18 protein-coding genes are annotated in these 26800 nt (G+C 42.6%); 17 read left to right on the forward strand and 1 reads right to left on the reverse strand.

Annotation, left to right across the window (positions count from 1 at the left end; all coding sequences use genetic code 11):
- Window positions 1-27: 27 nt before the first annotated feature.
- Entirely contained in the window at window positions 28-579 is a 552-nt protein-coding gene (locus ADG03_RS06455) for a hypothetical protein (protein ID WP_049473082.1), read from the reverse strand.
- 479 nt (window positions 580-1058) lie between these two features.
- Between ADG03_RS06455 and ADG03_RS06460 the strand changes: the two genes are divergently transcribed.
- The 17 genes from ADG03_RS06460 to ADG03_RS06540 all read left to right on the forward strand — a co-directional run bounded on the left by ADG03_RS06460 (window position 1059) and on the right by ADG03_RS06540 (window position 26738).
- Window positions 1059-1346, forward strand: a complete 288-nt coding sequence (locus ADG03_RS06460) for a WXG100 family type VII secretion target (RefSeq protein ID WP_031576577.1) — start codon at window positions 1059-1061, stop codon at window positions 1344-1346.
- A 131-nt stretch (window positions 1347-1477) separates the two neighbouring features.
- Window positions 1478-4501, forward strand: a complete 3024-nt coding sequence (esaA, locus tag ADG03_RS06465) for a type VII secretion protein EsaA (RefSeq protein WP_049473081.1) — start codon at window positions 1478-1480, stop codon at window positions 4499-4501.
- Complete coding sequence (gene essA, locus ADG03_RS06470) at window positions 4498-4953, forward strand: type VII secretion protein EssA (RefSeq protein WP_024054630.1); 456 nt, start codon at window positions 4498-4500, stop codon at window positions 4951-4953. Before esaA ends, essA begins: the two co-directional genes overlap by 4 nt.
- On the forward strand, window positions 4954-5196 hold the full coding sequence (locus ADG03_RS06475) for an EsaB/YukD family protein (protein ID WP_003013697.1): 243 nt from the start codon (window positions 4954-4956) through the stop codon (window positions 5194-5196).
- A gap of 1 nt (window position 5197) precedes the next feature.
- Window positions 5198-6487 carry a type VII secretion protein EssB gene (essB, locus tag ADG03_RS06480; protein WP_049473080.1) on the forward strand — a complete coding sequence of 430 codons (1290 nt, stop codon included), beginning with the start codon at window positions 5198-5200 and terminating at the stop codon, window positions 6485-6487.
- Between the two features lie 3 nt (window positions 6488-6490).
- Window positions 6491-10891 carry a type VII secretion protein EssC gene (gene essC, locus ADG03_RS06485; protein ID WP_049473079.1) on the forward strand — a complete coding sequence of 1467 codons (4401 nt, stop codon included), beginning with the start codon at window positions 6491-6493 and terminating at the stop codon, window positions 10889-10891.
- 14 nt (window positions 10892-10905) lie between these two features.
- On the forward strand, window positions 10906-11274 hold the full coding sequence (locus tag ADG03_RS06490; RefSeq protein WP_049473078.1) for a DUF5082 domain-containing protein: 369 nt from the start codon (window positions 10906-10908) through the stop codon (window positions 11272-11274).
- 1 nt (window position 11275) lies between these two features.
- Window positions 11276-13273, forward strand: coding sequence for a hypothetical protein (locus ADG03_RS06495; protein ID WP_049473077.1), 1998 nt, complete (start codon window positions 11276-11278; stop codon window positions 13271-13273).
- A gap of 276 nt (window positions 13274-13549) precedes the next feature.
- Window positions 13550-13924 (forward strand): hypothetical protein, encoded by a 375-nt coding sequence (locus ADG03_RS06500; RefSeq protein WP_049473075.1) that lies wholly within the window; start codon window positions 13550-13552, stop codon window positions 13922-13924.
- A 148-nt stretch (window positions 13925-14072) separates the two neighbouring features.
- Window positions 14073-14462, forward strand: coding sequence for a hypothetical protein (locus tag ADG03_RS06505; RefSeq protein ID WP_049473074.1), 390 nt, complete (start codon window positions 14073-14075; stop codon window positions 14460-14462).
- Window positions 14463-15027: 565 nt separating this feature from the next.
- Window positions 15028-15336 carry a TIGR04197 family type VII secretion effector gene (locus ADG03_RS06510; RefSeq protein WP_049473072.1) on the forward strand — a complete coding sequence of 103 codons (309 nt, stop codon included), beginning with the start codon at window positions 15028-15030 and terminating at the stop codon, window positions 15334-15336.
- 15 nt (window positions 15337-15351) lie between these two features.
- Window positions 15352-18102, forward strand: coding sequence for a hypothetical protein (locus ADG03_RS11880; protein ID WP_239667198.1), 2751 nt, complete (start codon window positions 15352-15354; stop codon window positions 18100-18102).
- 1 nt (window position 18103) lies between these two features.
- A complete protein-coding gene (locus tag ADG03_RS06520; protein WP_049473070.1) occupies window positions 18104-18526 on the forward strand; it encodes a hypothetical protein in 423 nt (140 codons plus the stop codon).
- A gap of 159 nt (window positions 18527-18685) precedes the next feature.
- A complete protein-coding gene (locus tag ADG03_RS11695) occupies window positions 18686-18832 on the forward strand; it encodes a hypothetical protein (RefSeq protein ID WP_160312937.1) in 147 nt (48 codons plus the stop codon).
- Between the two features lie 195 nt (window positions 18833-19027).
- Entirely contained in the window at window positions 19028-23422 is a 4395-nt protein-coding gene (locus tag ADG03_RS06530; protein ID WP_049473067.1) for a PolC-type DNA polymerase III, read from the forward strand.
- A 17-nt stretch (window positions 23423-23439) separates the two neighbouring features.
- Window positions 23440-23589: a hypothetical protein gene (locus ADG03_RS11760; protein ID WP_049473066.1), complete on the forward strand. Its 150-nt coding sequence runs from the start codon at window positions 23440-23442 to the stop codon at window positions 23587-23589.
- A 296-nt stretch (window positions 23590-23885) separates the two neighbouring features.
- Window positions 23886-26738, forward strand: a complete 2853-nt coding sequence (locus tag ADG03_RS06540; RefSeq protein WP_049473303.1) for an AAA family ATPase — start codon at window positions 23886-23888, stop codon at window positions 26736-26738.
- The last annotated feature ends 62 nt before the right edge of the window (window positions 26739-26800 follow it).

A 26800-nucleotide genomic window follows, 5' to 3' on the forward strand; every position in this document is an offset into this window, starting at 1 on the left:
GTGGTGATGAAACTCAGGAAGCTCTTTTTATTTTTCTTCTTTGAGACCTTGATCTTTGAAATAGGTAAAGAGATCTTGAGGTTTGCCATTGAGGTATTTCTTGAACTCGGCTCTTTCTTCCTCCCCTTGATCTCCGTAGATGGTAGCAAACTCATCTTTCTTGATTTTTGAGAAGTCAGCCTGTAAGACTTTAGCATAGGATTGTTTATCTTTTGAAATTTGAATGCGGAAGCTAAGTCCAGGCTTACCATTTAAGGTTTTATAGATATCGCTATGTTCTAATTCTTCTTGGTAGATTTCCTTTAATTCAGGAAGATCCATGTCTTGCAAATCTGAGGAAATGGGTTCAAAACTAAGGAAAGTAAAAGAGACAATTTCCTCATTCTTGTAGCCAATTTGAATTTTGTTTTGGTGGTGATCACCGAGGTCACTAACAAAGGTCTTGGTTTGGACTTGCTCCTTTTTGTTTTGAGTGGCCTCTTGTTTGGAAGAAGCGGCAGTAGTTCCTTTGCCTTGTTGGCCTTGGCTACAAGCGGTAAGAGCTAGTAGACAGACAGAGGCAAGTAGAAATTTTTTCATATATACTCCTTATAGGTTAATGGTGTTCGATCTTGTATGAAACAAGTTTTGAACAGGTTTCATTATACCATAAAAGTTTTAAAAATGAAAAAATATACAAAAATCTTCAAAATTTGCTTTTAAAAACACCTAAAATCAACAATTTTTTATCTATGTGTTGAGTTAATATAAAAGGACAGAGTGTCTTCTTTTCTTCTCAGAAATAATACTAGTTGGAGACTACTGGGGCAAGGAATTCAGAAAATATATTACAGATTTATGACAAAATGTTACACAATTGTAACAAAGTTACAATGTTTTATCAGTTAGCCCTCTAAACTTGACATTCTGGCAATATTTCATTAAGATATTTTTAAGTAAATAATACAAACAGGGAGCAAAAGGTAAAATATACAGTTATCTGGCATTTTACTAATTCGTACTAAAATGTATTGTTTATGAAAAAAAATATAAGGGTATCAGCCCAAAAGGAGAAACATATGGCTCAAATTAAATTAACTCCAGAAGAACTACGTCAATCAGCACAACGCTATGCACAAGGTTCTCAAGAAATCGATCAAATCCTTAACACTTTGACTCATGAACAACAAGTCATCGACGCAAACTGGGATGGATCTGCATTTGATAGCTTTGAAGCACAATTCAACGAATTGTCTCCAAAAATCAAACAATTCGCTCAATTGTTGGAAGACATCAACGCTCAATTGATCAAAGTTGCTGATATCGTTGAACAAACTGACCAAGATATCGCTGCACAAATCCACTAAGATAGTCTTGGAGGTGATCTTACTTCTTGTAGGTAGATCACCCTTTTGTCTTTTGATATATAGAAAATAGGGGTTAGATTTTTAATTCCTAACCCCTATTTTGTATCTATGAATTAGAAAAAGGAAAAGGTATGGAAGTTAAAAATAAAAAATGGTTAAAATACATCGGTCAGAGTGCGGTTGTGCTCCTTTTGATGGGATCTGTAGTGGGTCTTTATACGACGGTTCAAAAGGACCAAAAGCAAAACGAAGCCAAGACCGTGCAAACGACAGAAAACACCAAGCTCAACATTGCGGTTGTCAATGAAGACAAGGCGGTCAAACTGAATGATAAAGAATACAACCTTGGGGCTAGCTATGTAAAGAATATCGAACGGGATAATTCACAAAACTGGTCTGTACTCCCTCGTGGAGCCGCTGAGTCAGGGCTTGCAGATGGCAAGTACCAATTGATGATTGTCATTCCAAGTGACTTCTCAGAGAAGGTCTTGGAAGTGAACGCGGTTAATGCAGAGAAGACAACTGTGACGTATAAGGTCAATGCGGCTGGAAATTCTCAGGTTGAAAACGAGGCCAATAAAGTCGCTAAAGATATCGTTTCAGACTTGAATAGCCAGTTGGTTGATATGTATATGGTTAGCATTTTGAGCAACCTCTATACAGCTCAGAAGAACGTGGAAACAAGTAACAAGATCCAATCGACCAACATTGGTTCATACCGGAGTAACTTGCTGGATTCAGCTTTAGATTCCAAGAATATTTTCCCAAGTCTCTATAGCTTGTCTACGTCTTCTGTCGAGTCGAATAATGCCTTGAAGACAGTCCTTGAGTCTTATACACAGGCTTTTGATCAATTGACCCAATCTCAGGATCAGTACGGTCAAAACTTCGACACATTGATCAAGCAACGCTCTGAGGATAAGATCAGCCATGAAGAGTTCATGAATCAGCTGATGTCCATGAACCAGTCTGTTGTCAGTGAAAAGACCCAAGAGTTGTATAAGAATCTACAACAAAACCAAGAAGCAATTACCAAACAATTGAGTCAACCAACTGAAACAGAAGGAGATGCTTCAGGTACCAAGACCTATGCAGGCTTGACAAAAGATGTGAATGATCGTGTGGCAGACCTCGAAAAAGGGATCAAGGCAGAACGCGACAAATTAGATGAGCACGAAAAGAACATCGAGTCTTCTGTAAAAGAGAAGATCCTTGACTACTATGGTCTAAAAGAAGGAGACAAAGTTACTCTTCATACCTTGCTTGGAAAGCCAAAAATCGAAACTATCAGCAAGGCTCGAGATAAAGCGGATGATGACATTCGTCAAGCAATTGAAAAACTTCCGTCTTTAGATCCTGCTAGTCTGAATTTGAATAAGTATGGGAATCTCAACGCAGCGATTGATTTTGATAGTGCTTTTGCTGGAACGAAGGGGCAAGCAAAAGGGAACGCAGATGACTTGAAACGATTGGCTGCTGAAGTGGATGCTAAATTAACGGCAGTTGCGAATGTTCTCAATGCTAAATCTGGAAAACAAAAAGTTAGCATTCAAGTACCTGCAGGAGTTAAGGTTGATACCTGGACCTATGATGGACAGACTTATGCAGGCAGTGGTGAGCAGGAAGTCGAACTGAAAGATGGCAAACAAATTCAAATTCACCTCGCTGAAGATGGGGGAACTATGCCAAGCACGATTGATGTTGAAGTTCTTGTGAATGGAGTTTCTTCAACCAGTGTGACCGTATCTGCAGAAGATTTGAAAACAGCTGTCGCTAACTATGCATCGAAAGCTAGTGAAATCGCCTTGGATTATCAACGCGCAGGAGCATTGATCGATGCCTACTATCCAGAAGATGACAACCATGTTCGTCATTCACTCTATGATCCAATCGAAGATATGGATTTGACAAACGCTTTGGTCGACATCGTGAAGGCTGCTGTTTCAAGTAACATGAAGGACTACCGTAAGAGTATTGAAACGGATGAATCTGGGGATGCAACGAAGAGTGTGAAAGCCCAGTTAGATGGTACCCTTAAACAGTTGCAAGACTTGGGACCACAATTGCAGGCCAATCTTCAAGCGATCGAAAACACCAACAAGGATCTAACCCAAAATATCAACGATCAATTGACGCAATATGCAGAGCTTCAAAAACGTTTAGAAGAGATCTCAAAATCACAAGAAACAGTGACACAGGCTCAAACCAAGACCGATGCAGATTTGTCAGCTCTTGGTTCTGAATACACGTCATTATTGAGCTCGACAGAAGGCGTTAAGAGCTCATCTCGTAGCAATGTAGAAGCTGCTAACTCTACCAATGAAATCTTTAGCCAATTGAACAAAGAATTGGAAAAAGCCCAAGGCAATACAGAGAAATTGTCTAGCAATGCAGAGAGCTTGATGGGTGAATTCGACAAGGAATTGTCTGAAAATGGGAACTTCGTCGAAGCCTTCCGTAAGGTCTTCAACAATGCCTATGAAAACGGAGTGCCGAATGAAGTCTTGCTCGACTTCTTGTCAAATCCAGTTGCAGAGAAATCTTCTTCTGTGAAAGCGACTATCAACGTCTACCGTCCATTTATCTGGATCTTTATGTTGGAAGTCTTGAGTCTCTTTACAGCTTATCTCTTTGCGACTCAACCAATCATTCGCAAGGTTAAGGATCGTTTCAAATTGGATCGTTTGCAAGAATCAGATCTCTTGTCTGTCGGTGTCCTTGTGGGACTTTCTCTCATCCTTGGACTGGTGATCGGAATGATTTCAAGTATTCAACTCTCTGTTGGTCGTGAATATGTACCTTCATGGGTGTTCTTAGCGTTTCTAGCAAGCTTTGTCTTGGTACAACTGCAATACCTTCTTTTGAAACACTTCCGTGTGATTGGAATGGGACTGGCCTTCTTCATGTTGATCAGCTATGTCTACCTATCAAGCGCGATCGGAACGACCGCGACCTTGTCAGGCCTTCCAGCACTGGTGAAAAATGTCAACCTCCTTTCTATTTTAGAAGGACAGTTTGCGGGTTACTTTGATGGACAAACAGCCGGTATCGGCGTCTTCTTCGGATTGTTGGTCTTCTTCGGACTTTTGGCGGTTGCCAATATCTTCATTCCTAAGAAGTTTACTCAAACAAAGGAAATTGAATCAAGCTTATGAAAAAAATGATGTATCTTCTCTTTGTCTTAAGTCTCTTGCCAGCGGTTGTTGTTTCTGCAGATGATTTTATTGATAATCGTCTGCAGGTCAACAACTCACGTCTTGAGACAGAGCAGGAAAAGACACTTGGGGGCCAATTGGATGCGACTGAGTCTCTTTTCAATGAGAAGGATCAGAAAAAATTAGCAGATGAAAAACGCAAGCAAGAGAAACAATTGACCGATTCAGACGGCCAGTTGTTTTCTGCTATAAAGGGAAAGAAAAAAACGGGGCCTGAAGCGGACCTGTTCCAGCCTGAAAATCAAAAATTATCTAAATTCGAGTCCAATGTGGAGGACAATTCGGCCAGCTTGTCGGATTTTATTCCAGCCTTGCAAATGCTGGCTTGGAGTGCTCTTCTCTTTGGGATTGCTGGCTATATTTCCTATCGAATCTATAGAAAAGAGGCCTAAATGGACCAACATATCAATGTCACCTTCCGTATGAATGGTGCAAGCCATGACCTCCGAATCCCAACGCGGATGGAGGTGCGACGCTTGATTCGGGAATTGGATCAGATCTTTGGGTCTGCCATGGAGCCTAGAAGCAAGTATCAGTTGCGCGTGGTAAATAAAGGCATCTTGCTGGATGAAGGCAAGGTGGTACAGGAGTATCCGATCACGAGTGGTGATCTGATCGAGATTGAGGAGTGGTAAGGTGAAAGAAGAACAATTTACGCTGGAAGAACAAGTCTTCCGTTTTGAAAAAGAAGAAACGAGCTGGCGGCTGGACCTCAAGCGTTCAGAAGTGGATAGCCAGGATTTACGCAATTTATGGATTTTGGATCTCCATCATCCCTTGTTTTTAGAGCAAAGCATGACAGCGGATCAAGACCAGATTCATCTGACCTATCAGACAGATGCTCTAGGCTTGACTACAGAAGAAATCCAGGCATTACCCGTGTCAGACCGTCTGCGTCTAGCTATCAATGTCTTGGATTTGGCGCCTGCTTTGGAACTTCCAGTGACCTTTGTGGTGCATCCCATCAATTTGTTTGTCACCAAGGATGCACAAGTCAAGATTGCTTACCGCGGGGTTCCGGGAATGATGGTGCCACGCAAGTGGGATCAGGTGGAATTCTTGCGCCAGGCCAAGTGCTATGCGGTCACTCTTTTTGGGGACTGGGACTTCATGGAGCTCTATCAAGGGACACTTGAATTAGAAGATCTACCAGATTTCTTGGTGGAAATCCGTGATGCCGCTAGCTTAGAAGAGATGAAAGTTCTCTTAGAGAAAGCTTACCAAGAGCGCAAGGAAGAGGAAGAAAAGACCTTAACCTTGGTATCCAGCCGTCAACACCGAATCTTTAAGCTGGCAACCGTCTGGCTTTCCGCTGTAGTGGCCCTCTTACTTTTGCCTTTGATCTATTTGGTCTTTTTCCAAGCACCCTTTAAAGAAAAGTTGCTTCAAGCGGATACTGCTTTTCTTAAAGTAGACTACACCGGTGTGATCGATGAGTTGGAGGGAGTGGCTCCAAGCAGTCTTCCGATGACGCAGAAATATGAGTTGGCGACGTCTTATTTGCAAGGCTTGAATTTCTCAGAGGATCAAAAGAAGGTCATCCTCAACAACGTCACGCTCAAGTCAGATAGCCTCTATCTCCACTACTGGATCTATATCGGACGTCATGACTTTACCCAAGCGCTGGATACAGCTAAGCGGATCGACGATTCAGACTTGATCATCTATGCCCTTCGTAAAGAAATCAAGGCGACACGTGATAGCGAAAAACTCTCCGGTGAACAGCGCGAGAAGAAACTCTCTGAACTAGAGGGCGAATACAAGAAATACTGGGATGCTCGCTCTGAACTCTTGGAAGCAGAGAAGAATGAAACCAAAGCTTCAACCAGCAGTTCGACAACGGCTTCGTCTACAGAGGGATCCTCAACAGAAAGCTCGTCTTCTACAACAGCAAGCTCAACTGAGTCTAGCGAACACAAGGAGTAGTCTATGAAAAAACGTATCATACTCTATAAAAAAGGTTTTCGCTATGAGCTAGCGCTAGAGGAGGGAAAAACAGCGACCGTATCGAATCAAGAAACAGCTCAGTTGACCCTGGCTTTGCAAGATAATCCCCTTCATTTCCAATGGAGTCAAGGAGAAATCTTCTACCAGTATGGGGAAGACAAGGGCGTGCTCGAAAATAGCAAGATCCTTGGAGATGTGGTCTGCTACTTGGCGACAGGAGAAGTCCATACCTATGAACTGCTAGACAAGGAAGAAATCCTCGTAGCAGATGAAAAGGGTGCGGATGTGCGCTTGCACTATCCAGTACGCTTTCTGCTTGTGAAAAAAGAGCAGACTTGGACTTGCCAGCTCTTATCCGGAAAACTCTACCATAACCACAAACTCGTCAGTGAAGCGACTTTTCCACTGGCCTTTGGGGATGAACTTGCCATTGGAGATGTGACCTTTAAGCTCTATCCAGAAGAATTTGGCGTGGAAGGAGCTGTCGAAGTAAGTCCTTATCTAGTGCCGCGTTTGCATTCACGCTATGACTTTTACAAGGACTATCCAGAGTACCACCGGTCTCCGCGGATCATCTACCGGAGTTCGGAAGACAAAATCTTGATCAATCCTCCGGGAGCGGAGCCTCAAAAGCCATCAGATGAACTCTTGAAGTTGATCATGCCACCCCTCATCATGGTTGGGGTGACCCTCTTGATCACCATTTTCCAACCGCGGGGACTCTATATCATCGCGACGGTATCCATGTCTGTGGTCAGTGTGATCTTTTCGGTCCAAGGCTTCTTCAAGAATCGTAAGAAATACAAAGAAGACAAGAAAGAGCGCGTGGAGCTCTACCATCTCTATCTCAAGGACAAGGCCAAGGACTTGGAACAGCTATCTCGGAAGCAACGAGAAGGCATGTTTTACCATTTCCCAGCGATCGAAGATTTGACCAAGATGGTCAAACGCTATGACTCACGAATCTACGAAAAAACACCACTTCATTTTGACTTTTTGGCTTATCGTTTGGGCTTGGGTAAGGTTCCAACCAGCTATGAGCTCAAATATGGTCAGGAAGAGCGTAGTGGGAAGAAAGATGCCTTGGAAGAAGAAGGCTATGCTCTTTTCCAAGCTCATCAAAAAATCGACAATCTTCCGATTGTAGCCAGCCTCAATCGTGGACCAGTAGGGTACGTCGGCCCTCGTCCTATCGTGCTAGAGCAGTTGCAACTCCTCGTTGCCCAATTAGCTGTCTTTCACTCTTACCATGATCTGACCATTATTCCGATCATTCCAGAAGAAGAAAAAGAAAGCTGGGATTGGATGCGCTGGTTGCCTCATGCGACCCTGCAAGATATGAATGTCCGTAGCTTTGTCTACAATCAGCGGACACGCGATCAGGTCTTGAACAGTCTCAACCAGATCCTCAAGCTCCGCAAGGCGCAAAAAGAGGAAGAAAAAGCCAATGATACCAAGATCTTCCACCCTCACTATGTGGTCCTCATCACCGATGAAACCTTGATTTTGGACCATGTCATCATGGAGTTCTTCCGTGAGGATCCGACAGAGCTAGGCTGCTCCATCATCTATGTGGCAGATGTGCTCTCATCTCTTTCTGAAAATATCCAAACCGTTATCTCCATCAAGGACCGCAACCAAGGGCAATTGCTCTTGCAAGAAGGGGTTCTTCGGGAGCTTGACTTCCAATTGGATCACTTCCCTGAAGGTTATGACAAGGAAGCCATCTCGCGTGGCCTTGCTCCTCTGAAGCATATTCAACAACTCAAGAGCTCAATCCCAGACTCGGTAACCTTCCTTGAAATGTATCAGGCGGAAACGTTCAATGACCTCAAGGTCTTGAGCCGTTGGGAGAGCCATGCCCCTTACCAAAGTTTGGCCGTGCCGATTGGTCTGCGCGGCAAGGACGATTTGGTCTACCTCAATCTTCATGAAAAGGCTCATGGGCCACACGGTTTGATCGCAGGGACAACCGGTTCTGGTAAGTCTGAAACCATTCAGTCTTATATCCTGAGCCTTGCCGTCAACTTCCACCCACACGATGTGGCTTTTCTCCTCATCGACTACAAGGGTGGGGGAATGGCCAACCTCTTCAAGGATCTGCCTCACTTGCTGGGAACCATCACCAACTTGGATGGTGCCCAGTCCATGCGGGCCCTAGCCTCTATCAATGCGGAGATCCATCGTCGGGAACGGCTTTTTGGTCAATATGGGGTCAACCATATCAACCAATACCAAAAGAAATTTAAACTGGGTGAAGCGACCGAACCGCTGCCTCACCTCTTCTTGATCAGTGATGAGTTCGCCGAACTCAAGGTCAACCAACCAGACTTCATCAAAGAATTGGTCTCTATCGCACGTGTCGGGCGTTCCCTCGGGGTGCACTTGATCCTTGCGACACAAAAACCTTCTGGGGTCGTGGATGACCAAATCTGGTCTAACTCTCGCTTCAAGCTAGCCCTCAAGGTGGCAGACCGTGGCGACTCCATGGAGATGCTGCGGACTGCAGATGCGGCTGAGATCACTCAGACCGGTCGTGCCTACCTCCAAGTCGGCAACAACGAAGTCTATGAACTCTTCCAAACAGCCTGGTCTGGAGCAGACTACCAGCCTGAGAAGGACCAGCTAGGGATTGAAGACCATACCATCTACTTGATCAATGAACTGGGCCAATACGAAGTCCTCAACCAAGACCTCTCTGGTCTTGATATGGCAGAAGAAATCAAGGAAGTGCCAACAGAACTGGATGTTATCGTACAGGAAATCAACCACTTGCACCAACAAGAAGGCATCGCAGCTGTGGCCCAACCATGGTTGCCACCGCTCAAAGAGCGGATCACGCTGGATGAGTTGGACAAGGTCGTGCCGATCGAGGCTTGGCAAAAACGGACAGCTCCAAGCGTCCTGATCGGGGTAGCTGATATCCCGCAAGCTCAAAAGCAAGAAGCTGTCGCTATCGATCTGTCAAAAGATGGGAATATTCTCCTTTACGGAAGTCCAGGTACAGGAAAGACCACTTTCCTACAGACAGCCGCCATGGATCTAGCTCGCAAGCAAAGTCCAGAAAATCTGACCATGTACCTGCTGGATTTCGGGACCAACGGTCTAGCACCCTTGACTCAATTGCCACATGTGGCCGATAGCCTGCTGCTTGATCAGACGGAAAAAATCCAGAAATTTATCCGGATCATCAACCGCGAGTTGGATCGCCGCAAGAAACTTCTTTCTGAGCATGGTGTCGGCACCATCGCCCTCTACCGTGAAGTGACTGGTAAGCAAGAGCCAACTATGGTTATCCTCATGGATAGCTATGAGTCGATGAAGGACGAGCCTTATGAGACAGACCTCTTCAAGCTCTTCATGCGGATCTCCCGTGAAGGTCTCAGCATCGGTGTGCACTTGATCATCACAGCTAGCCGTCAGAACAACCTACGGGCTCAGCTCTATTCAAACTTCAAGCACCAGCTGACCTTGCCACAAAATGATATCTCTGAAGTCCGCGGTATCGTGGGAGCAACGCCACTAGCAGCTACGATGGAAGACATCAAGGGACGCGCGCTCATGAAGCGTGACGAAGTCGATGTCATCCAGTTCGCTCTACCGGTCGCAGGAGACAATGATATTCAAATCATCAACAACCTCCGCGACCAAGTCCAAAGTTTCAAAGAGATGTGGACAGGCCACACTCCAGCAGGCATCCCAATGGTGCCAGATGAGTTGACAGAAGCAACCTTCTATGGACGTGAGGATGTAGCAGCTTTACTGGATGAAGGAAAAGTACCACTCGGATTGGATCTGGAGACGGTTGAGCCAGTGACGTGGGATCTCAAGAAAGGGAATCTTCTATATCTGACAGACAAGGAAGAACAGATGACACAATTCGTCAAACAAATTGCTCGTAGTAAGCAAAAGGTGATTGTGTTGGCTCCAGCCTATAATGAATTGCCAGAGATGGAAGGTGTGACGATTCTCTCTACGAAGGAAGACTATGTAGCTGGAATCAAGAAAATGGAAGAAAATATCCAATTGAGATTGGAACAGCAGAAATCGCAACATGAAGCAACGATTGTGCTATACAATCAGCTAGAACTTATGAATGATCTAAGTATGGATCTGCAATCTAGTCTGAACTATGTCCTTGAAAAAGGGGCGCGTGCAGGCTATGCTACAGTTGCTATGAGTGGCAGTCAGTTGAATCGAAAAATTGACGAAGTATCAAAATCTATCAAACTCTATAAACAAGCGATCGTGGCTATGCGGATTACAGACCAAAGTGTCCTAAATGTTATCAATCGACCAGTCCGTGAAGAACCACTTGATAGCCAGGTAAACTACTATGTAGAAGATGGATTTGTAAGAAAAGTGAAAGTATTAATGAAATAGAAGGGAGATGAATTATGGGGAAAGCAGCATTGCAAGCAGACTTAAATAGATGTCTTGGGAAACTGTCAGAAGTAAATGGGAAACTTGGGAAATTAAGAACAGCATTATCTAATCTACAAGGAGTTTCAACCGCAATAGAGTATGTTTTAGTCAGTCCAGAAAATATTAAGTCTAGTTATCATCTTGCTGGTCATCCATATGATGAAGAAGCGCAAACAGAAAAAAACACAGTGGATAAGACTGTGGAAAAATACGATGAGTATAAACAGAATATGATTTCTAGATTGAGTAGTAAAATTAGTAGTTTAGAATCTGAAGCAGCATCTTTAAGAAGTGGTATAAATATGTTGAGTCAAGCAATTGCTAGAGCGAAGGAGGATTAGTATGAGTAATGATGTGATTAAAGTACATGACTTACCAGGGATTGCTCAATATAGTGAGTCAATAAAACAGTTTTCTCAATCTTTAACAACGGCGACACAGGATACAGCTAGAACATTTAACGTTAAAATAGAAGGATCGGAAGGGGAAGCGATTGCAGCTTTTTTAGGACAACTAAATTCTTTACAGAATCAGGTTTTCAACCAGATCCCAGCTTTTTTAAATAAATATTCTGCTAATGTTGGGAAATTCAGCTCAGCGGTGTCAGGAGGAGGGTTCACAAAAGAAGCTTGGACAAGCGAGTCTGGTTTATCGACTGTTCAATCAAAATTGACTGGAGAACAAGTGGATAAAGTGTCAGAAGTGGATCAAAAATTGCAATCTGCATTAAATATTGCTACTGATGCATTAGATGAACCTGAAATTAGTATTTCTTCCGTAAAGAGTGGAGCGATTCTGAGCTTAAATGCAAGTTCATTAACTAGACAGGCCACACATGAACCTTTTCAACTTGCGCATGAACTGTTTAATAAAGACCTTCAAATGACGATTGAAGAGGTTTCTGGATTAAGAGGTATTGTAAATCAGGCACAAATTATATTAAATTTATCACCACTAGCTTTTTTTGAAGTTATTTCACGAGGTCAGCCATATTTTATAGAATTTATTAATAATATAGATGATGCGAGAGCAATTACTGCCGTTTTTGGTGGAAATATCGATGAATTAAATGATATGGATTTCGATAAAATTAGCAATGTTGCATTATATATAATGTCTGATGGGCTTACTAAATGGGTTGAAGATAAATCAAGTGATAAGTTAAGCAAATTTTTTAATATTATTGGGAAAATGGAACAAAAAGATAGTAGTAAAATACTTGAAAGAATGATAAATTCTCAGCAAAATTTAGCTATAGCGAATCAGGCACAAATGGCTATTGAAAAAAGTAATGGTGATGCTACTAAATTTAAATTTTTAAAAAATAAGGAAATGTCAATCAATGAATTAATTGGTATTACCAGGGGGTTATACATTATTGAATTTGGGAAGGGAACTACCCCAGTAAGACCTGGTTCAATGGAGGAAAGGGTACCGTTCACTCAATCGATTATATTCGATTTTACAGACTCTGGTGAGATACAATACACTACGATTAATTCCTTTATGAACGAAAAAAATACTTATTCAAGTGATTTTGTACCTGATTCTAAGACATTAAATTTTGAGAAATTTAAAGTAAGATTTAAAGAAATAGAGCAAGCTAGGAAAAATGCTAAAATTGAATTTGCTAAGAACTTATCAGAAGCTTTTATAGATGGTTATGTAACAGTAGCGGTTCCAGAAGCTAAACTCGCATTTGAAGCATTAAAAGCAGCCGCTAAAAATAATCATAATTCAGGAGTGAATAAGCTGGTCCCTAATGAAAGCAATGGTTTTAAAGCTACAAATGAAGGTTTAGCATCTATTTTAAAGAGTACCGTAGATTTTGCTGAGACAACTAATGACTTGGATGAAAATGAAAGAAAAACTTTATTTGAATTTAAAAATAATATTATTGATAGAGGGTCATGGGTGTTTAAGTATAAAGGCTATACGGAATTTTCAGATGAGACCTATTATCAATTTAATGTCACACAGAAAAAATTAGAACTGGATACTCAAGGAGTTACTGGTTATATAAGAAAAAGGGCTGAAGAGAACCATGAAGATTATAATAAAGTAATTCAGAAATATAAGACAATACTGAGTGAAGAGTATAAAACAGAAACTTATGATGTAAGTAAAGGTGAGTATATAAAGAAAAAGTATAGTCCTGAGGTTAAAAAATACATTCTTGGAGATTGGAAATCCAATGAGGAAAAAACTATATCTTTTGAAAAATTAAATAAGGAAGAAACATTAGAATTACAACATGCAATTAAAGATTTGGATAGATTATATGGTGAAAAAACAGAAGGAGATTATTTTTATAAATATTTGAATGAAAAATATGACTAAATGCATTAGATTAGACATCACAGATTAATTGTTGTAAAAAATTAATCTATAATTTCTTTAAAAGTATCTGACTTATAAGAGGTAATTATTGTGTAATATGCATAGATGTTTTATTAATTTATTTGATATAAACTATATTTTGTGCTACAATTTTAGCTTTATTGAGCAATTAAAACTTTATACCCCTACAAAATTTAATAAATTTTATAGGGGTATAAAGATCAATAAATTAAAAAAATTGTAAATGTTTAAAATACCATAAAAGGGGAATTAATTATGGGAAGAAAGCGAATATTACCAGAGCATATAAAGAGTATTCAAACTAGTTTTGATGATTTGAGTGGTCGTTTAGAAGATAAGAGTGAATCATTGATAGAATCGTCTGCCACTCAAAATTTCTCTTCAGCAACGAATGAAGTAAAAACATTAGCAAAAGATTTAGTACCTATCATTCAATCATTTGATGAGTATTTGAATGCTGTTGCTGATGAATTTTCAAGAGTTGATAATGAGATGGGGCGTGTGATAGATGGAGGAATGTTGCAGCAATTTGCTAATGATAAAAGTGATACTGAAATGTTAGAAAAACAACATATAAGTCAAAAAAGACTTGATTTATATAATTCACAATTCAACGATTTCCCTGCATAACTCACCCATTTTATGAAAGAGTAGTTATTTCTGAAGGTAATTACATCAAGTGAGATGTTTTATACCTGAAAAAACAGGATATAAAAAGGTATTGTCAAATAACGGATAAGTATTTTAGTGATTTTAGCTATTGGAGGTTCTCCTATCAATGGAAAAACAAAATAGACAACAAGAGGAGTTGGACGTACTTTACAAGGATCAGATGAGGTTGGATCTTCAGTTGGAGGACAATCAAGATGAGCAAAAAGCGCTTCGTCTGTTGCGTGAAGATCTTGAGTATTCTCAAGGAGATGCTCTCTATCAGCTCAATGATATACTCTTGATGGGGGTAACACCTTCTCACCGCTCCTTTTATATCCAACTACTAGAACAGATGGATGAGACAACTCGAAAACTCTTTTTAGATTTAGACGAGCAGGAGTTGCAACTTAAACAGCAGTATCGTGAGACAGAGCGTCAGCTTGAAATAGTTAAAAAGAAACGCTCTCAACTCTTAAATGAGCTGGCTGAAAAAGAAGCGAAGCAAAATAGATTTTAGAGAGAACCGCGGTTCTCTCTTTTTTTATCCCCTTAACTCTCTCCAACTAGTAATTAATTTGATTTTCAAAGTAATTTCAGGTATGATAGTAAGGTAATATTTTTTAGTGGTATTTGTTTTCACTTAACTAAATGAAGAAAGAAAATAACATTTAAAAATATTATGGCATTGGATGAGTGAGGTTACTTTAAAGATCTGAGCTCAGTCCAAGCAAAAGGAAAAGTTAACTTCAAGCAAATAGAACGAATTACCAATGGTTCTAACTTTATAGAGTTTTCTGTAACCATTCATGTGACTTTGTCATACATGAGGTGAAAGCTCTAAAGAAAGACCGAGTTTCATATTTGGCTTGTTTGATGGAGATTTATTTTTCAAATCTGACGACTTTTCAACAGTAGACAATGAAACAGGATGTACGATAAGTAGAGATTCGTGACAGTAATTTGCTATTAGTAATAGTAAATAATAAAAAATGGATAGGTCAATAAATACTTTATTTAAAGCGTTAGTATTCAACGACTTCCTTACCGAACATCCCCCTTCAACGAAAGGACAGTAATTTTCTATGGCAATTCAATCAAATGATACAGTTCATTCCTATGCGGATAGCATTGTGTCTGCGTCAAATTCAGTGAGCTCTGCTACTGGGACCAAAGATGATGGCAATGTTTATCAAGGCCAGAAAGGAATGTCAGCCAATATTGATGGTGATAAAAATGCCGGTGAGCAAGCAAAGGAGCGGGCGATCGACTTTATCCAAGTACTCCATGGAATTCATGCAGAGTTCCAGACGACAGATGCTTCGATTGCAGGATATATCAATAGTCATACAGGGACAGGAAGCGAAGAACTGTATAGTTCTGTAAAGCATTGAGAAAGGAAGAGATAGATGGTTAAAGTAAACTACGGTGCCCTTCAGACGATGTCCTCTACAACTTCAAGCGCTTCTCAAGCGCGTGTAGCAGGCTACAAGCAACTGATCAATGCTTTCAGTACATTTAGTGGCTCATATGAACTACAAGGAGATGGTTATGATGCTGCGCGTACTTATGCGTCAGGAATTATGGTTTCCTATTATCAAGCTTGTATCTTATATTCTGAAGCTGTTGCAGACGCTGCAGACTACCTTGCTGACACCTATACAGCGCTATGTGGTTCAGAGAGTTTGGATGAGGAGGAGCTCCAAACTGAAATTAATAACGCAACTAGAGGGAGTATGCAAGTTAGTTCTTCTATTGCAAGTTTTGAACGAAGAGATAAACTCACTGATTCACAGAAAGCTTCATTAGAATCATTACGTAAACAAGCATCTGAACTGGATGAACAAATTAGGGTGGCTACTGAGAAATTAGAGCACTTAAGAGCCTTTGATACTGCTTCTGCTTCAGCCTGCACCGCAGCAAATGATGCTGCAGCAACAATCGCTTCTGCAGAACATACCCTAGGTGTCTCTTTTGCTGCTAAAACTTTTGAATGTACAACAAGTACGGATTGGGCTACCACTGTTGCAACAAAATGGGAAGCTCGTGCAGTTAACCTACAAGAATCCTATGATAAGGCTCTTCAGAAATTATATAACGGAGAGGAGTTAACAGAATCGGATCTCACAGCAATTGAACGGTATAACAGTGAGTATCCAGGAGTGGTAGATCAGGAAATTCTACAATATACCAAAGAAGTGCGATCTTTAAAAGCTGAGGAGATGCGTTATAGAGTAGTTGTAGATAAAGTTATTGAAGGAAAACAATTAACTAGTGACGAAAGAAAGTTTGCCAAAGAATTTGCAGCTAAATATCCTGATTTAGAAATAAATAAGGTTATATTGAGTACAGTAGAGAGACAGGAAAATTATAAGAAGATTATTGAAAAAGCAAATAAGGGCAAAGAATTAAATGCAGGAGAGCTTGACTTTTTAATAAATTATTATAAAGATTATCCAGATGTTTCAGTACCGAAATCAGTATCTAAATCTTTGAAAAATCGAAAGTTTGAAAATAAAATTAGTCAGTCAAGCCTTGCAAATTTAGAAGAAAGCTATGGATATGCTGTGAAAGACTACGAACGCTATCTTAATACTGGCCAGTATGTATATACAAAAGGAGGTGTTACTCTACAAGAAGCGGCATATATTTATAGAGTTTATAACCTTAAAAAGTCTAGTGGAGAGGACACTTTACAAGAAAGAACAGATAAAAAGAAAATGTTTGCAAATCTTCGAGCATCGGATAAAAAGAAGATTGATTCAAAAACATTAGCGGAGCTTAGTTCAGAACATATTGAATTTATGACTGGTCGTACATCTATTGAGTTCGATTATATTATTGGATCAGATGCAGATAAAGCGAAAAAGGATTATGAATATTATCGTTTTAACGAACTGATGAAAAAGCAACCTATTGATTGGCGTGATCCAGATTATATGAATAAACGTAATCAATATATTTTAAAAACAGGGAAAAATCCATCAACAGGGGAAAAAGCAACCAAAGACGAAATATTTGTGGCTAAGAATTATGGATGGGTGAAAGGTACAACAGATGTTGCGACTGCAACAATTGACCTTCTCGATAATTTGGGGATCTTTCAGTTAGCTATGACTAAAATTTCTAGACCTAAAATCGATACTTCAAAAATCGTTAAGGAAATAAATATATCTGATACAGCTACAGTTCCCAATACTCATACGGATGTGAAAATACCAAAACTCAAGCCAGCTAAAACGGTGGATCTGGAGGTGCCAGTAAAACCTAAAGTTGATGTAAAAGTGCCAAAAATCAAACCAGTTGAAGCAGTGGCTGGAACAACAACTATGGTTCCAAAATCCAAGAAACCAGATATTGATGTGTTGACAAAACCGAAAGATTTATCTACTATAAAGGGCGAGGCTGTTGATCATGTAGGAACAGTTAAACCGAAGGTTGAATTGGATGTACCAGAGGTGAAAGATGTCCACGATGTCGAAGCGCCGAAGTATAACAAAGAACAAATCCTGAAGAATCTTGAAGAAAGTAAACTTGCAAGGGAGAGTTCAGGGTTTAAAGACTTTTCAACTCGAGAAAGATATATAGAGAAAGTCTTTAATAAATTATCTCCTGCGGAAAGGGAATTAATTTTTAATATTTCTAAGAATGCACCTAAGGTGGAATATCGCCCTGGTAACACAGCTAAAAGTGTATTATCAATACCGAAAAATGATCGTCCAAACATCGAAAAGGTTTATAGTTCAGAATACATAGAAGCACACAGACAACAATTTGAGAATGGAGCTATTAAATTTCAGAAATTCACACCCGAAGAAGGTGGATACAATAATGGAGCAATTGGTAATCCAAAAGATCATGTTGCCTTTGTTATGCCTAAAGAAGCTGGCGAAACATTGATTAAAGTGACTAAGGGAGATCCGGAATTGTTGGAAGACATATTAGGGCTACATCGAGGAGACTTAGGCTCTTCCCCTGTAGCTATTGAAATTCCACCAGAATCTATAAAAAATCTAAGAATTCCAAGCGGAAATGAAGATTCTGCTTTTGATGGTTTTTGGAAACCAGGAGGACAGACCTTCCCAGGAAATATGCCAGAAGCAGTCATTGATGAAGTTCCGTGGGGAGAATTTACAATTAGAAAATTAGGAGGCGATTAAAATGAGTTTAACTAAAATAACATGGGAAGAATTTGATACCTTTGATAAAATTGAGTCACCGAAAGGATATGATTTTCGAACACATGAAGGGAAATATTACACTTTCGGAGAGTTTGGAATAGCTTCGGTTCGTCGTGTCTTTGAAATTAATCCTTCTGATTTTAATGAATATTTATTAGGCAAGAGGACGGCACGTGAAATTGATTTTAAAGCACAGAATGATCGTTGGCCACCGACGGAAGAAGAAAAGAGAGCTAGTGAGAAACGATTCATAGAAGAGAGCCCTACATCTTTAATTGATTTACCTGAAACTAGAGATTTATTTACTAAAGAAGAACTTGAAAAATTAATTCCGATTGCTGAGCAAATGTGGATTGACTGGAGAGGCAAACTTCCAGATGATTATGTATCGCCATTGAAATAGCCTGCGTGGAACTTGTTTGGCTCTTTATCAACTGTAGTGAGTTGATAAAAAATTACAACCTGGAGAGAACCGAATTGGTTCTCTTTTTTAGTGGTCATCGGGGCTTTCTTTGCCATGTACCGTCCGAACCTCCAAGCGCAAAAAGAACAGGAGGAGAAAGTGGAAATCAGGCAGAAGTTGCAGCCAGCTGTGGAGAATATCCAAAAGCAAGAACAAAGCTCACGAGAAGCGGTCCAGTCTCAGATGAAGGATTTGCTTCGGACACCGAGCTCCAGTTCAGAAACAGAAGCAACAAGTGGGGAATGATCAGGATTGCCTGCTGTTGACCAATCATCGAGAAATCACCGCTAGTCCGGTGATTTTTTCATCTTCACTTCTCCCTCGAATTAATCCTTAAATTGTGATAAAATAAGGGTTACGAATGTTTTTGAATGGTCTGTTTTTGCTTAGAAAGTAGGCTACTCAAAAGCGAGCAAAAGAATCAAGATCAAGGGAGAAACAATGTCCAACACCTTTGAAATTTTAATGGATCAGCTGGATATGCCGCTGGAGATGCGATCTTCCAGTGCCTTTTTGCATGCGGAGATTCAAGAAGTCGTGGTGCACAAGGTCAGTCGGGTCTGGGAGTTCCGCTTTGCCTTTGCGGAAGTCTTGCCGATTGCTTTGTTTAAGGAATTGCGCCAGCGCTTGAAGGACGAATTTTCAAAGACAGGAAACCAGGCGACCTTTACCATCCAAGTGGCCAATCCGGAATTTACTGCTGATTTATTGCAGGCCTACTACCGGGAGGTTTTTGAGGAAGGCCCTTGCGCTAGTCAAGGATTTAAGGGGCTCTACCAAGACTTGCAGGTGCGCGCGGAAGGGCAGGAATTGATCATCTCTGGACCTTCTTCGGTTGATACGGAGCATTTTCGTAAGAATCATTTGCCCAACCTTGCCAAGCAGTTGGCAGCCTTTGGTTTTCCGCATTTCACCTGTCGGGTGGAGTCTGATGAGGAGTTGACAGAGCAGGAAGTGGCGCGCTTTGAGGAGGAAAATGAAAAGATTTTCCAAGCAGCCAATGAAGAGACCTTGCGAGCTATGGAATCCTTGGCCCAGATGGCTCCGCCACCAGCAGTTGAAGAAAAGCCAGTTTTTGACTTCAAGGCTAAGAAAGCTGCGGCTAAACCTAAGCTAGACAAGGCTGAGATCACTCCGATGATCGAGATTACGACAGAAGAGAACCGGATTGTCTTTGAGGGTGTGGTCTTTGACGTGGAGCACAAGGTGACGCGGACCGGTCGGGTCTTGATCAGCTTTAAGATGACCGACTATACCTCGAGTTTTTCCCTTCAAAAATGGGTCAAAAATGAGGAAGAAGCCCAGAAGTTTGACATGATCAAGAAGAACAGCTGGCTACGGGTCCGGGGAAATATCGAAATGAACAATTTCACGCGCGACTTGACCATGAATGTCCAAGACATCCAGGAAGTTGTGCATTATGCCCGAAAAGATCTGATGCCAGAAGGCGAGCGCCGGGTGGAATTCCACGCGCATACCAATATGTCGACTATGGATGCCCTGCCAGAAGTCGAAGAGCTGATCGCCAAGGCAGCTGAGTGGGGCCACAAGGCGGTGGCTATCACTGACCATGGCAATGTGCAGAGTTTCCCGCATGGCTTTAAAGCAGCCAAGAAAGCCGGAATCCAGCTAATCTATGGGATGGAAGCCAATATCGTAGAGGACAAGGTGCCCATCACCTATAACGAGGTGGACCTGGACCTCAATGAAGCGACTTATGTGGTCTTTGACGTGGAAACGACGGGACTTTCAGCCATCTACAATGACTTGATCCAGGTCGCTGCCTCTAAGATGTACAAGGGCAATGTCATTGAAGAGTTTGACGAGTTTATCGATCCGGGCCATCCTTTGTCCGCCTTTACGACCCAATTGACAGGGATCACCAATGAGCATGTCCGGGGTGCCAAGCCCTTGGTGCAGGTCTTGAAGGAATTTCAGGCCTTCTGTGAGGGAACGGTTCTCGTTGCCCACAATGCTACCTTTGACGTGGGCTTCATGAATGCCAACTATGAGCGTCATGGTCTTCCCAAGATCACCCAGCCGGTCATCGATACCCTGGAATTTGCCCGCAACCTCTATCCAGATTTTAAACGGCATGGCTTGGGGCCCTTGACCAAGCGCTTTGGGGTAGGCTTGGAGCACCACCACATGGCCAACTACGATGCGGAAGCGACGGGGCGCCTGCTCTTTATCTTTATCAAAGATGTCGCTGAAAAGCATGGGGTGACCAATCTTAAGGACTTGAATATCGATTTGATCGATGAGAATTCTTATAAGAAGGCCCGAGTCAAGCATGCCACCCTCTATGTTAAGAATCAGACTGGCCTTAAGAACATGTTTAAACTGGTCTCTCTTTCTGGGACCAAGTATTTCGAAGGAGTCCCACGGATTCCCAAAACCGTGCTGGACGCCCACCGCGAGGGCTTGATCCTCGGATCGGCCTGCTCAGAAGGGGAAGTCTTTGATGCGGTCATGTCGCAAGGGGTGGATGCGGCGGTCGAAGTGGCCAAGTATTACGACTTTATCGAGGTTATGCCACCGGCTATCTACGCGCCCCTCATTGCCAAGGAACAAGTCAAGGACATGGACGAGCTCCAGACCATTATCAAGAGCTTGATCGAAGTGGGAGATCGTCTCGGCAAGCCTGTTCTTGCGACAGGAAATGTCCACTATCTGGAGCCGGAAGATGAGATTTATCGGGAGATCATTGTCCGTAGTCTTGGTCAAGGGGCTATGATCAACCGGACCATTGGGCACGGAGAAGATGCCCAGCCAGCGCCTCTGCCAAAAGCGCATTTTAGAACTACCAATGAAATGCTGGATGAATTCGCCTTTTTGGGAGAAGACTTGGCGCGCAAGATTGTCATTGAAAACACCAATGCGCTCGCAGAGACCTTTGAGCCGGTCGAAGTGGTCAAGGGTGACCTCTATACGCCATTTATCGACAAGGCCGAAGAAACAGTTGCCGAGTTAACCTATCAGCGAGCCTTTGAGATCTATGGTAATCCGCTCCCTGATATTGTCGATCTGCGGATTGAAAAAGAATTGACCTCCATCTTGGGGAATGGCTTTGCCGTGATTTATCTGGCATCGCAAATGCTGGTGCACCGTTCCAATGAGCGGGGCTACCTGGTTGGATCGCGTGGATCTGTCGGATCTAGCTTTGTAGCGACCATGATCGGGATCACCGAGGTCAATCCACTTTCGCCCCACTATGTCTGTGGCCAGTGCCAGTACAGTGAGTTTATCACGGATGGTTCTTATGGATCTGGTTTTGATATGCCGGATAAGGATTGTCCAAACTGTGGCCACAAGCTCAGCAAAAATGGCCAGGATATTCCCTTTGAAACCTTCCTTGGTTTCGATGGGGACAAGGTACCCGATATTGACTTGAACTTCTCTGGGGAAGACCAGCCGAGCGCCCACTTGGATGTTCGCGATATCTTCGGAGAAGAATATGCCTTTCGGGCAGGAACGGTAGGTACCGTCGCAGCCAAGACTGCCTACGGCTTTGTCAAGGGCTATGAGCGTGATTTTGGCAAGTACTACCGAGATGCCGAGGTCGAACGGCTAGCCCAAGGTGCCGCTGGAGTTAAACGGACCACTGGTCAGCACCCAGGGGGAATCGTTGTTATTCCCAACTACATGGATGTCTATGACTTTACTCCGGTTCAGTATCCAGCAGATGATGTGACTGCTGAATGGCAGACCACTCACTTTAACTTCCACGATATCGATGAGAACGTCCTCAAGCTCGATGTCCTGGGACACGATGATCCGACCATGATTCGCAAGCTCCAAGACTTGTCAGGCATTGATCCAAACGATATCCCTATGGATGATCCAGGTGTCATGGCCCTCTTCTCAGGAACCGATATCTTAGGAGTCACACCGGAGCAGATTGGTACCTCGACGGGTATGCTGGGGATCCCAGAGTTTGGGACCAATTTCGTACGTGGGATGGTCGATGAAACCCATCCGACGACCTTTGCCGAGTTGCTTCAGCTCTCTGGTCTGTCTCACGGTACCGACGTGTGGTTGGGAAATGCCCAGGATTTGATCAAGGCAGGGATTGCCGATCTATCGACCGTTATCGGGTGTCGGGATGACATCATGGTCTACCTCATGCACGCGGGGCTCAAGCCTAAGATGGCCTTTACCATCATGGAGCGCGTGCGGAAAGGGATGTGGCTCAAGATCTCAGAAGAAGAGCGCAATGGCTACATCCAGGCCATGAAGGAAAACAATGTTCCTGAGTGGTACATCGAGTCCTGTGGGAAGATCAAGTACATGTTCCCCAAAGCTCATGCGGCGGCCTATGTTATGATGGCCCTTCGGGTTGCCTACTTTAAGGTGCATCATCCTCTCTATTATTACTGTGCTTACTTCTCGATTCGGGCTAAAGCCTTTGACATCAAAACCATGGGGGCTGGCCTTGAGGCCGTGAAAGCGCGGATGAAAGAAATCGCCGAGAAACGCAAGAACAACGAAGCTTCCAATGTGGAGATCGACCTCTACACCACCCTTGAGATTGTCAATGAAATGTGGGAGCGGGGCTTCAAGTTTGGCAAGCTAGACCTCTATCGCAGTCAGGCGACAGAATTCTTGATTGATGGGGATACCCTGATTCCGCCATTTGTCGCTATGGATGGTCTGGGAGAGAACGTTGCCAAGCAAATCGTGCGGGCGCGTGAAGAAGGAGAATTCCTCTCTAAGACCGAGCTCCGGAAGCGCGGCGGTGTTTCGTCTACCCTGGTTGAAAAGATGGATGAGATGGGCATTCTTGGCAATATGCCAGAGGATAACCAGTTGAGCCTCTTTGATGATTTGTTCTAGAAACAAAGGAGAAGAACATGAAAGTAGAAATTTTTGCGGAAGACAAACCTGCTGAAAAAGTCTTTGACTATAAGTTAGAAGTAGCAGACTATGTGCTCCTCCTATCTACCGCGATGCTCTCAGGAGCGAATGCTCTAGCCAGCTTATGTTCAGCCTTGAAAGAGTAGATGACAGAGAGTGGGACAGAAATCGGTAATTCGTTAGAATTCGATTTCGTCGTCCCACCTCCGCACAGTTGAGTAGGGCTGTAAAAGCTTATGAAATCAGCGTATTAGAGCCCACTCAACCACTGCGTCTTGCTCGACAATCCAAAGACAATTGAGAGGCTAGGACTTTTGTCCCAGCCTCTTTTCAGTCTTTTCAGATCTGATAAGTGTTTTCTTTGGCACTGGATTGTGTTACAATTTTTAGTAACAAGTGTTTATAACAAGGAAACAGAAAAGATGAAACAGAGGAGAAGCGCGTGGCAAGATATTTAGTAGGGCCTTACAACAATAGCTGGAACTTTATGGATGCGATTCAAAAAGCGCAGGATGGAGATACCATCGAGTTTGAAAATGGGTATGTCTTTCAATGGCCGACAGATGAGGTGATTGTGATCAACAAGAGCCTTCATTTTGTGGGGCATGTAGTTCCAAATCCAAATGGTAATGGGCGCATGTTTAACAACACGATTGAGGCTTCTTTCCGATTTGTAGAGGGAGCTCAGGTGACGTTTGAAGATCTGTGGTTTAAAGTTGGTGGGAACTATACTGCCTTGACCTTATGGAATGAGTCGGCTATCACCTGTAAACAGGTCTATTTTGAAATCACCACTCCGACAAATAGTGAATTTTTTATCTATATGGATACGCATTCGAAAATGACATTGGATGGAGTTGGGATGAAGGTTCCGGAAAAACACCAAAGTGTCATCGGAATGTCAGCTTCGGAATTGTCCATTCAAAATTCAACGATCTTTTCTAAGATCGATCTGTCAGAAGGATCTAAATTGGCCTTAGAAAATGTCCATATTGAAAAATTTGGGAATAATACCATCCATGCCAATGACTCAGAAGTGATCGCAAAAAATTCAACGATTACAGGCGGGGATCTGGAAAAGGATTTTCCACCAGTTTGGTTGAGAAATGTCATCTGGGAGTCTGAAAACTGTAAAATTGAGTTGCCTACTGGGACTGGAGTCTGTCTTGACAATAATGTTCAATTCAATTCGGATTCGGATCGTATGACCTCCATCAATTCATTCAATAGTATGATCCGAGCTCACCAGGCTACATTTACAGAATTTTTATGCGTCTATGAAGAATCCTTTGCTTCCTTAACTGGAGAAACAACCTTCTTGAATGAGAATGCCGAAACCATTTCATTTGGCGTTTTTGATGAGAGTGTGCTGATGGCTGAGCATATGATTTGTCATAAGATTGCGGATCCTAATATACGGCTTCAAGGTGGAGCCTTTGCGAAGGTGGGCACCGTGACCTATAGGCAGGGCGATGCGCGTGATCTGACCAAGGAAATCGAGGATGACTGTGACTATCTTGTTGGTAGAGAAGTGGCGAAGGGTAATGCGCAAGTCGTTCCTACGGGACAGACGACGGATGCAACGGTGGCTCCAACCACTGCAAGAGACTCTGGACCAGAGAAGAAACAAGATGCTCTTCAAGAACTCAATAGCCTGATTGGTCTTGAAAAAGTCAAACATGAGATCAAGAAAATGATCAACATGGTGGAATTTAACAAGAAACGAATCGCCAGTGGCAAGGCACCTGAAAAGCAAACACTCCACGCGGCCTTTATGGGAAACCCTGGTACAGGGAAAACCACTGTGGCCCGTCTGTTGGGACAAGTGCTCTTTGATGCGGGTGTTCTCTCAGGGGAAGAATTCCGTTTCGTGGAAGCAACGGAGTCCGATCTGATCTCTTCGAATATTGGAGGAACGGCTGAACAGACCCAAGCCCTGCTTGAAAAAGCGCGAGGAGGCATCCTCTTTATTGATGAAGCCTATAGCTTGGATAAAAAAGATAGCGGTGCGGACTTTGGGATCGAGGCGATCAATACCATCCTCAAATTTATGGAGGACAATCGTGACGACATCATGATTATCTTTGCCGGCTATACCAAGGAAATGGAGGAGTTCTTAAAGACCAATCCAGGCCTTCGTTCTCGGGTGCCAAATAATTTCATCTTTGAAGATTTCACAGGAGATGAGATTGTCCAACTGGGTGAAATGATCCTAAGCAAAGGAGACTACAAACTCGAAGACCGGGATTACTATGCGCGGCATGTTAAGCGGGCTTATGATGGCTCGCTAGATAAGAGCAATGGTCGCTGGATCCGGAACCTGGATGAGCAATTGACCAAGACCATGGCAGATCGGGTAGTGGCCCAAGGTTCTGATGATATTGAGACCATCCTTAATAGCGATATTGATGCTGTCCTTAACCAAGGCAAGTATCAAGTAGGAGCCGACAAGGAAGAAGATGGGATGGCTGCCCTCAACCGTTTGGTTGGAATTGCTAAGGTGAAAGAGCAAGTTGAACAATTCGTGGCCATGGCTGAGTTCAACCAAAAACGGGCTGAACAAGGTGGCATCGTTGAAGATACGACCTTGCACTCTCTCTTTCTTGGAAACCCCGGTACAGGGAAAACGACTGTGGCCCGCATTTTGGGTAATATCCTCTTCCAAAAGGGGGTTATCAAGCAGAAGAAGTTCATCGAAGTATCCCGGAGCAATCTGGTTGGAGGCTACCAAGGTCAAACAGCCTTGAAGACGCGCGAAGTCCTAGAAAGTGCACTGGGTGGAGTCCTCTTTATCGATGAGGCCTATACGCTCTATACCGGTTTAAATGACGATTTTGGGAAAGAAGCCTTGGACGAAGTCCTCAAATTTATGGAGGACCACCGCCGCGATATCGTTATTATCTTTGCTGGTTACACGAAAGAGATGCACGACTTCTTGCAGGTCAATTCAGGTCTACAAAGCCGGATCCCAACTACATTTGATTTTGAAGACTACAGCCCAGATGAGATCGTGGAGATCGGTTTGTTAGGATTGCGTAAGCAAGGTTACCAGGTCAATGAAGCCCTTTATGGAGAGATTGTGAAAGGAAATTATATGCGTGCCAATGACCATAGTAATGGTCGCTGGGTTCGCAATCTTAATGAAAAACTCTTGCGCCAAGTATCAACTCGGGTAACCCGTGAAGGTAGTACAGACTACAATTCCATTTTGGATCAAGATTTGGAAGCTTTGAGAGAGAATAGCAATACTGAACAACCTCATACCGTGGATGATCAAGGCTATGTTCTTCCTTAAGCTAGAAGGAACAAGAAAAAGAGAGTGGGACAGAAATCGGTAATTCGTTAGAATTCGATTTC

This window comes from Streptococcus parasanguinis, assembly GCF_001069785.1.
GTDB classification, from domain to species: domain Bacteria; phylum Bacillota; class Bacilli; order Lactobacillales; family Streptococcaceae; genus Streptococcus; species Streptococcus parasanguinis_T.

Excerpts from the sequence above, each read along its gene's own strand:
- ADG03_RS06455 (WP_049473082.1), bottom strand. The coding sequence starts at position 579 with ATGAAAAAATTTCTACTTGCCTCTGTCTGTCTACTAGCTCTTACCGCT.
- ADG03_RS06460 (WP_031576577.1), top strand. The coding sequence starts at position 1,059 with ATGGCTCAAATTAAATTAACTCCAGAAGAACTACGTCAATCAGCACAA.
- esaA (WP_049473081.1), top strand. The coding sequence starts at position 1,478 with ATGGAAGTTAAAAATAAAAAATGGTTAAAATACATCGGTCAGAGTGCG.
- essA (WP_024054630.1), top strand. The coding sequence starts at position 4,498 with ATGAAAAAAATGATGTATCTTCTCTTTGTCTTAAGTCTCTTGCCAGCG.
- ADG03_RS06475 (WP_003013697.1), top strand. The coding sequence starts at position 4,954 with ATGGACCAACATATCAATGTCACCTTCCGTATGAATGGTGCAAGCCAT.
- essC (WP_049473079.1), top strand. The coding sequence starts at position 6,491 with ATGAAAAAACGTATCATACTCTATAAAAAAGGTTTTCGCTATGAGCTA.
- ADG03_RS06490 (WP_049473078.1), top strand. The coding sequence starts at position 10,906 with ATGGGGAAAGCAGCATTGCAAGCAGACTTAAATAGATGTCTTGGGAAA.
- ADG03_RS06495 (WP_049473077.1), top strand. The coding sequence starts at position 11,276 with ATGAGTAATGATGTGATTAAAGTACATGACTTACCAGGGATTGCTCAA.
- ADG03_RS06500 (WP_049473075.1), top strand. The coding sequence starts at position 13,550 with ATGGGAAGAAAGCGAATATTACCAGAGCATATAAAGAGTATTCAAACT.
- ADG03_RS06505 (WP_049473074.1), top strand. The coding sequence starts at position 14,073 with ATGGAAAAACAAAATAGACAACAAGAGGAGTTGGACGTACTTTACAAG.
- ADG03_RS06510 (WP_049473072.1), top strand. The coding sequence starts at position 15,028 with ATGGCAATTCAATCAAATGATACAGTTCATTCCTATGCGGATAGCATT.
- ADG03_RS11880 (WP_239667198.1), top strand. The coding sequence starts at position 15,352 with ATGGTTAAAGTAAACTACGGTGCCCTTCAGACGATGTCCTCTACAACT.
- ADG03_RS06520 (WP_049473070.1), top strand. The coding sequence starts at position 18,104 with ATGAGTTTAACTAAAATAACATGGGAAGAATTTGATACCTTTGATAAA.
- ADG03_RS06530 (WP_049473067.1), top strand. The coding sequence starts at position 19,028 with ATGTCCAACACCTTTGAAATTTTAATGGATCAGCTGGATATGCCGCTG.
- ADG03_RS11760 (WP_049473066.1), top strand. The coding sequence starts at position 23,440 with ATGAAAGTAGAAATTTTTGCGGAAGACAAACCTGCTGAAAAAGTCTTT.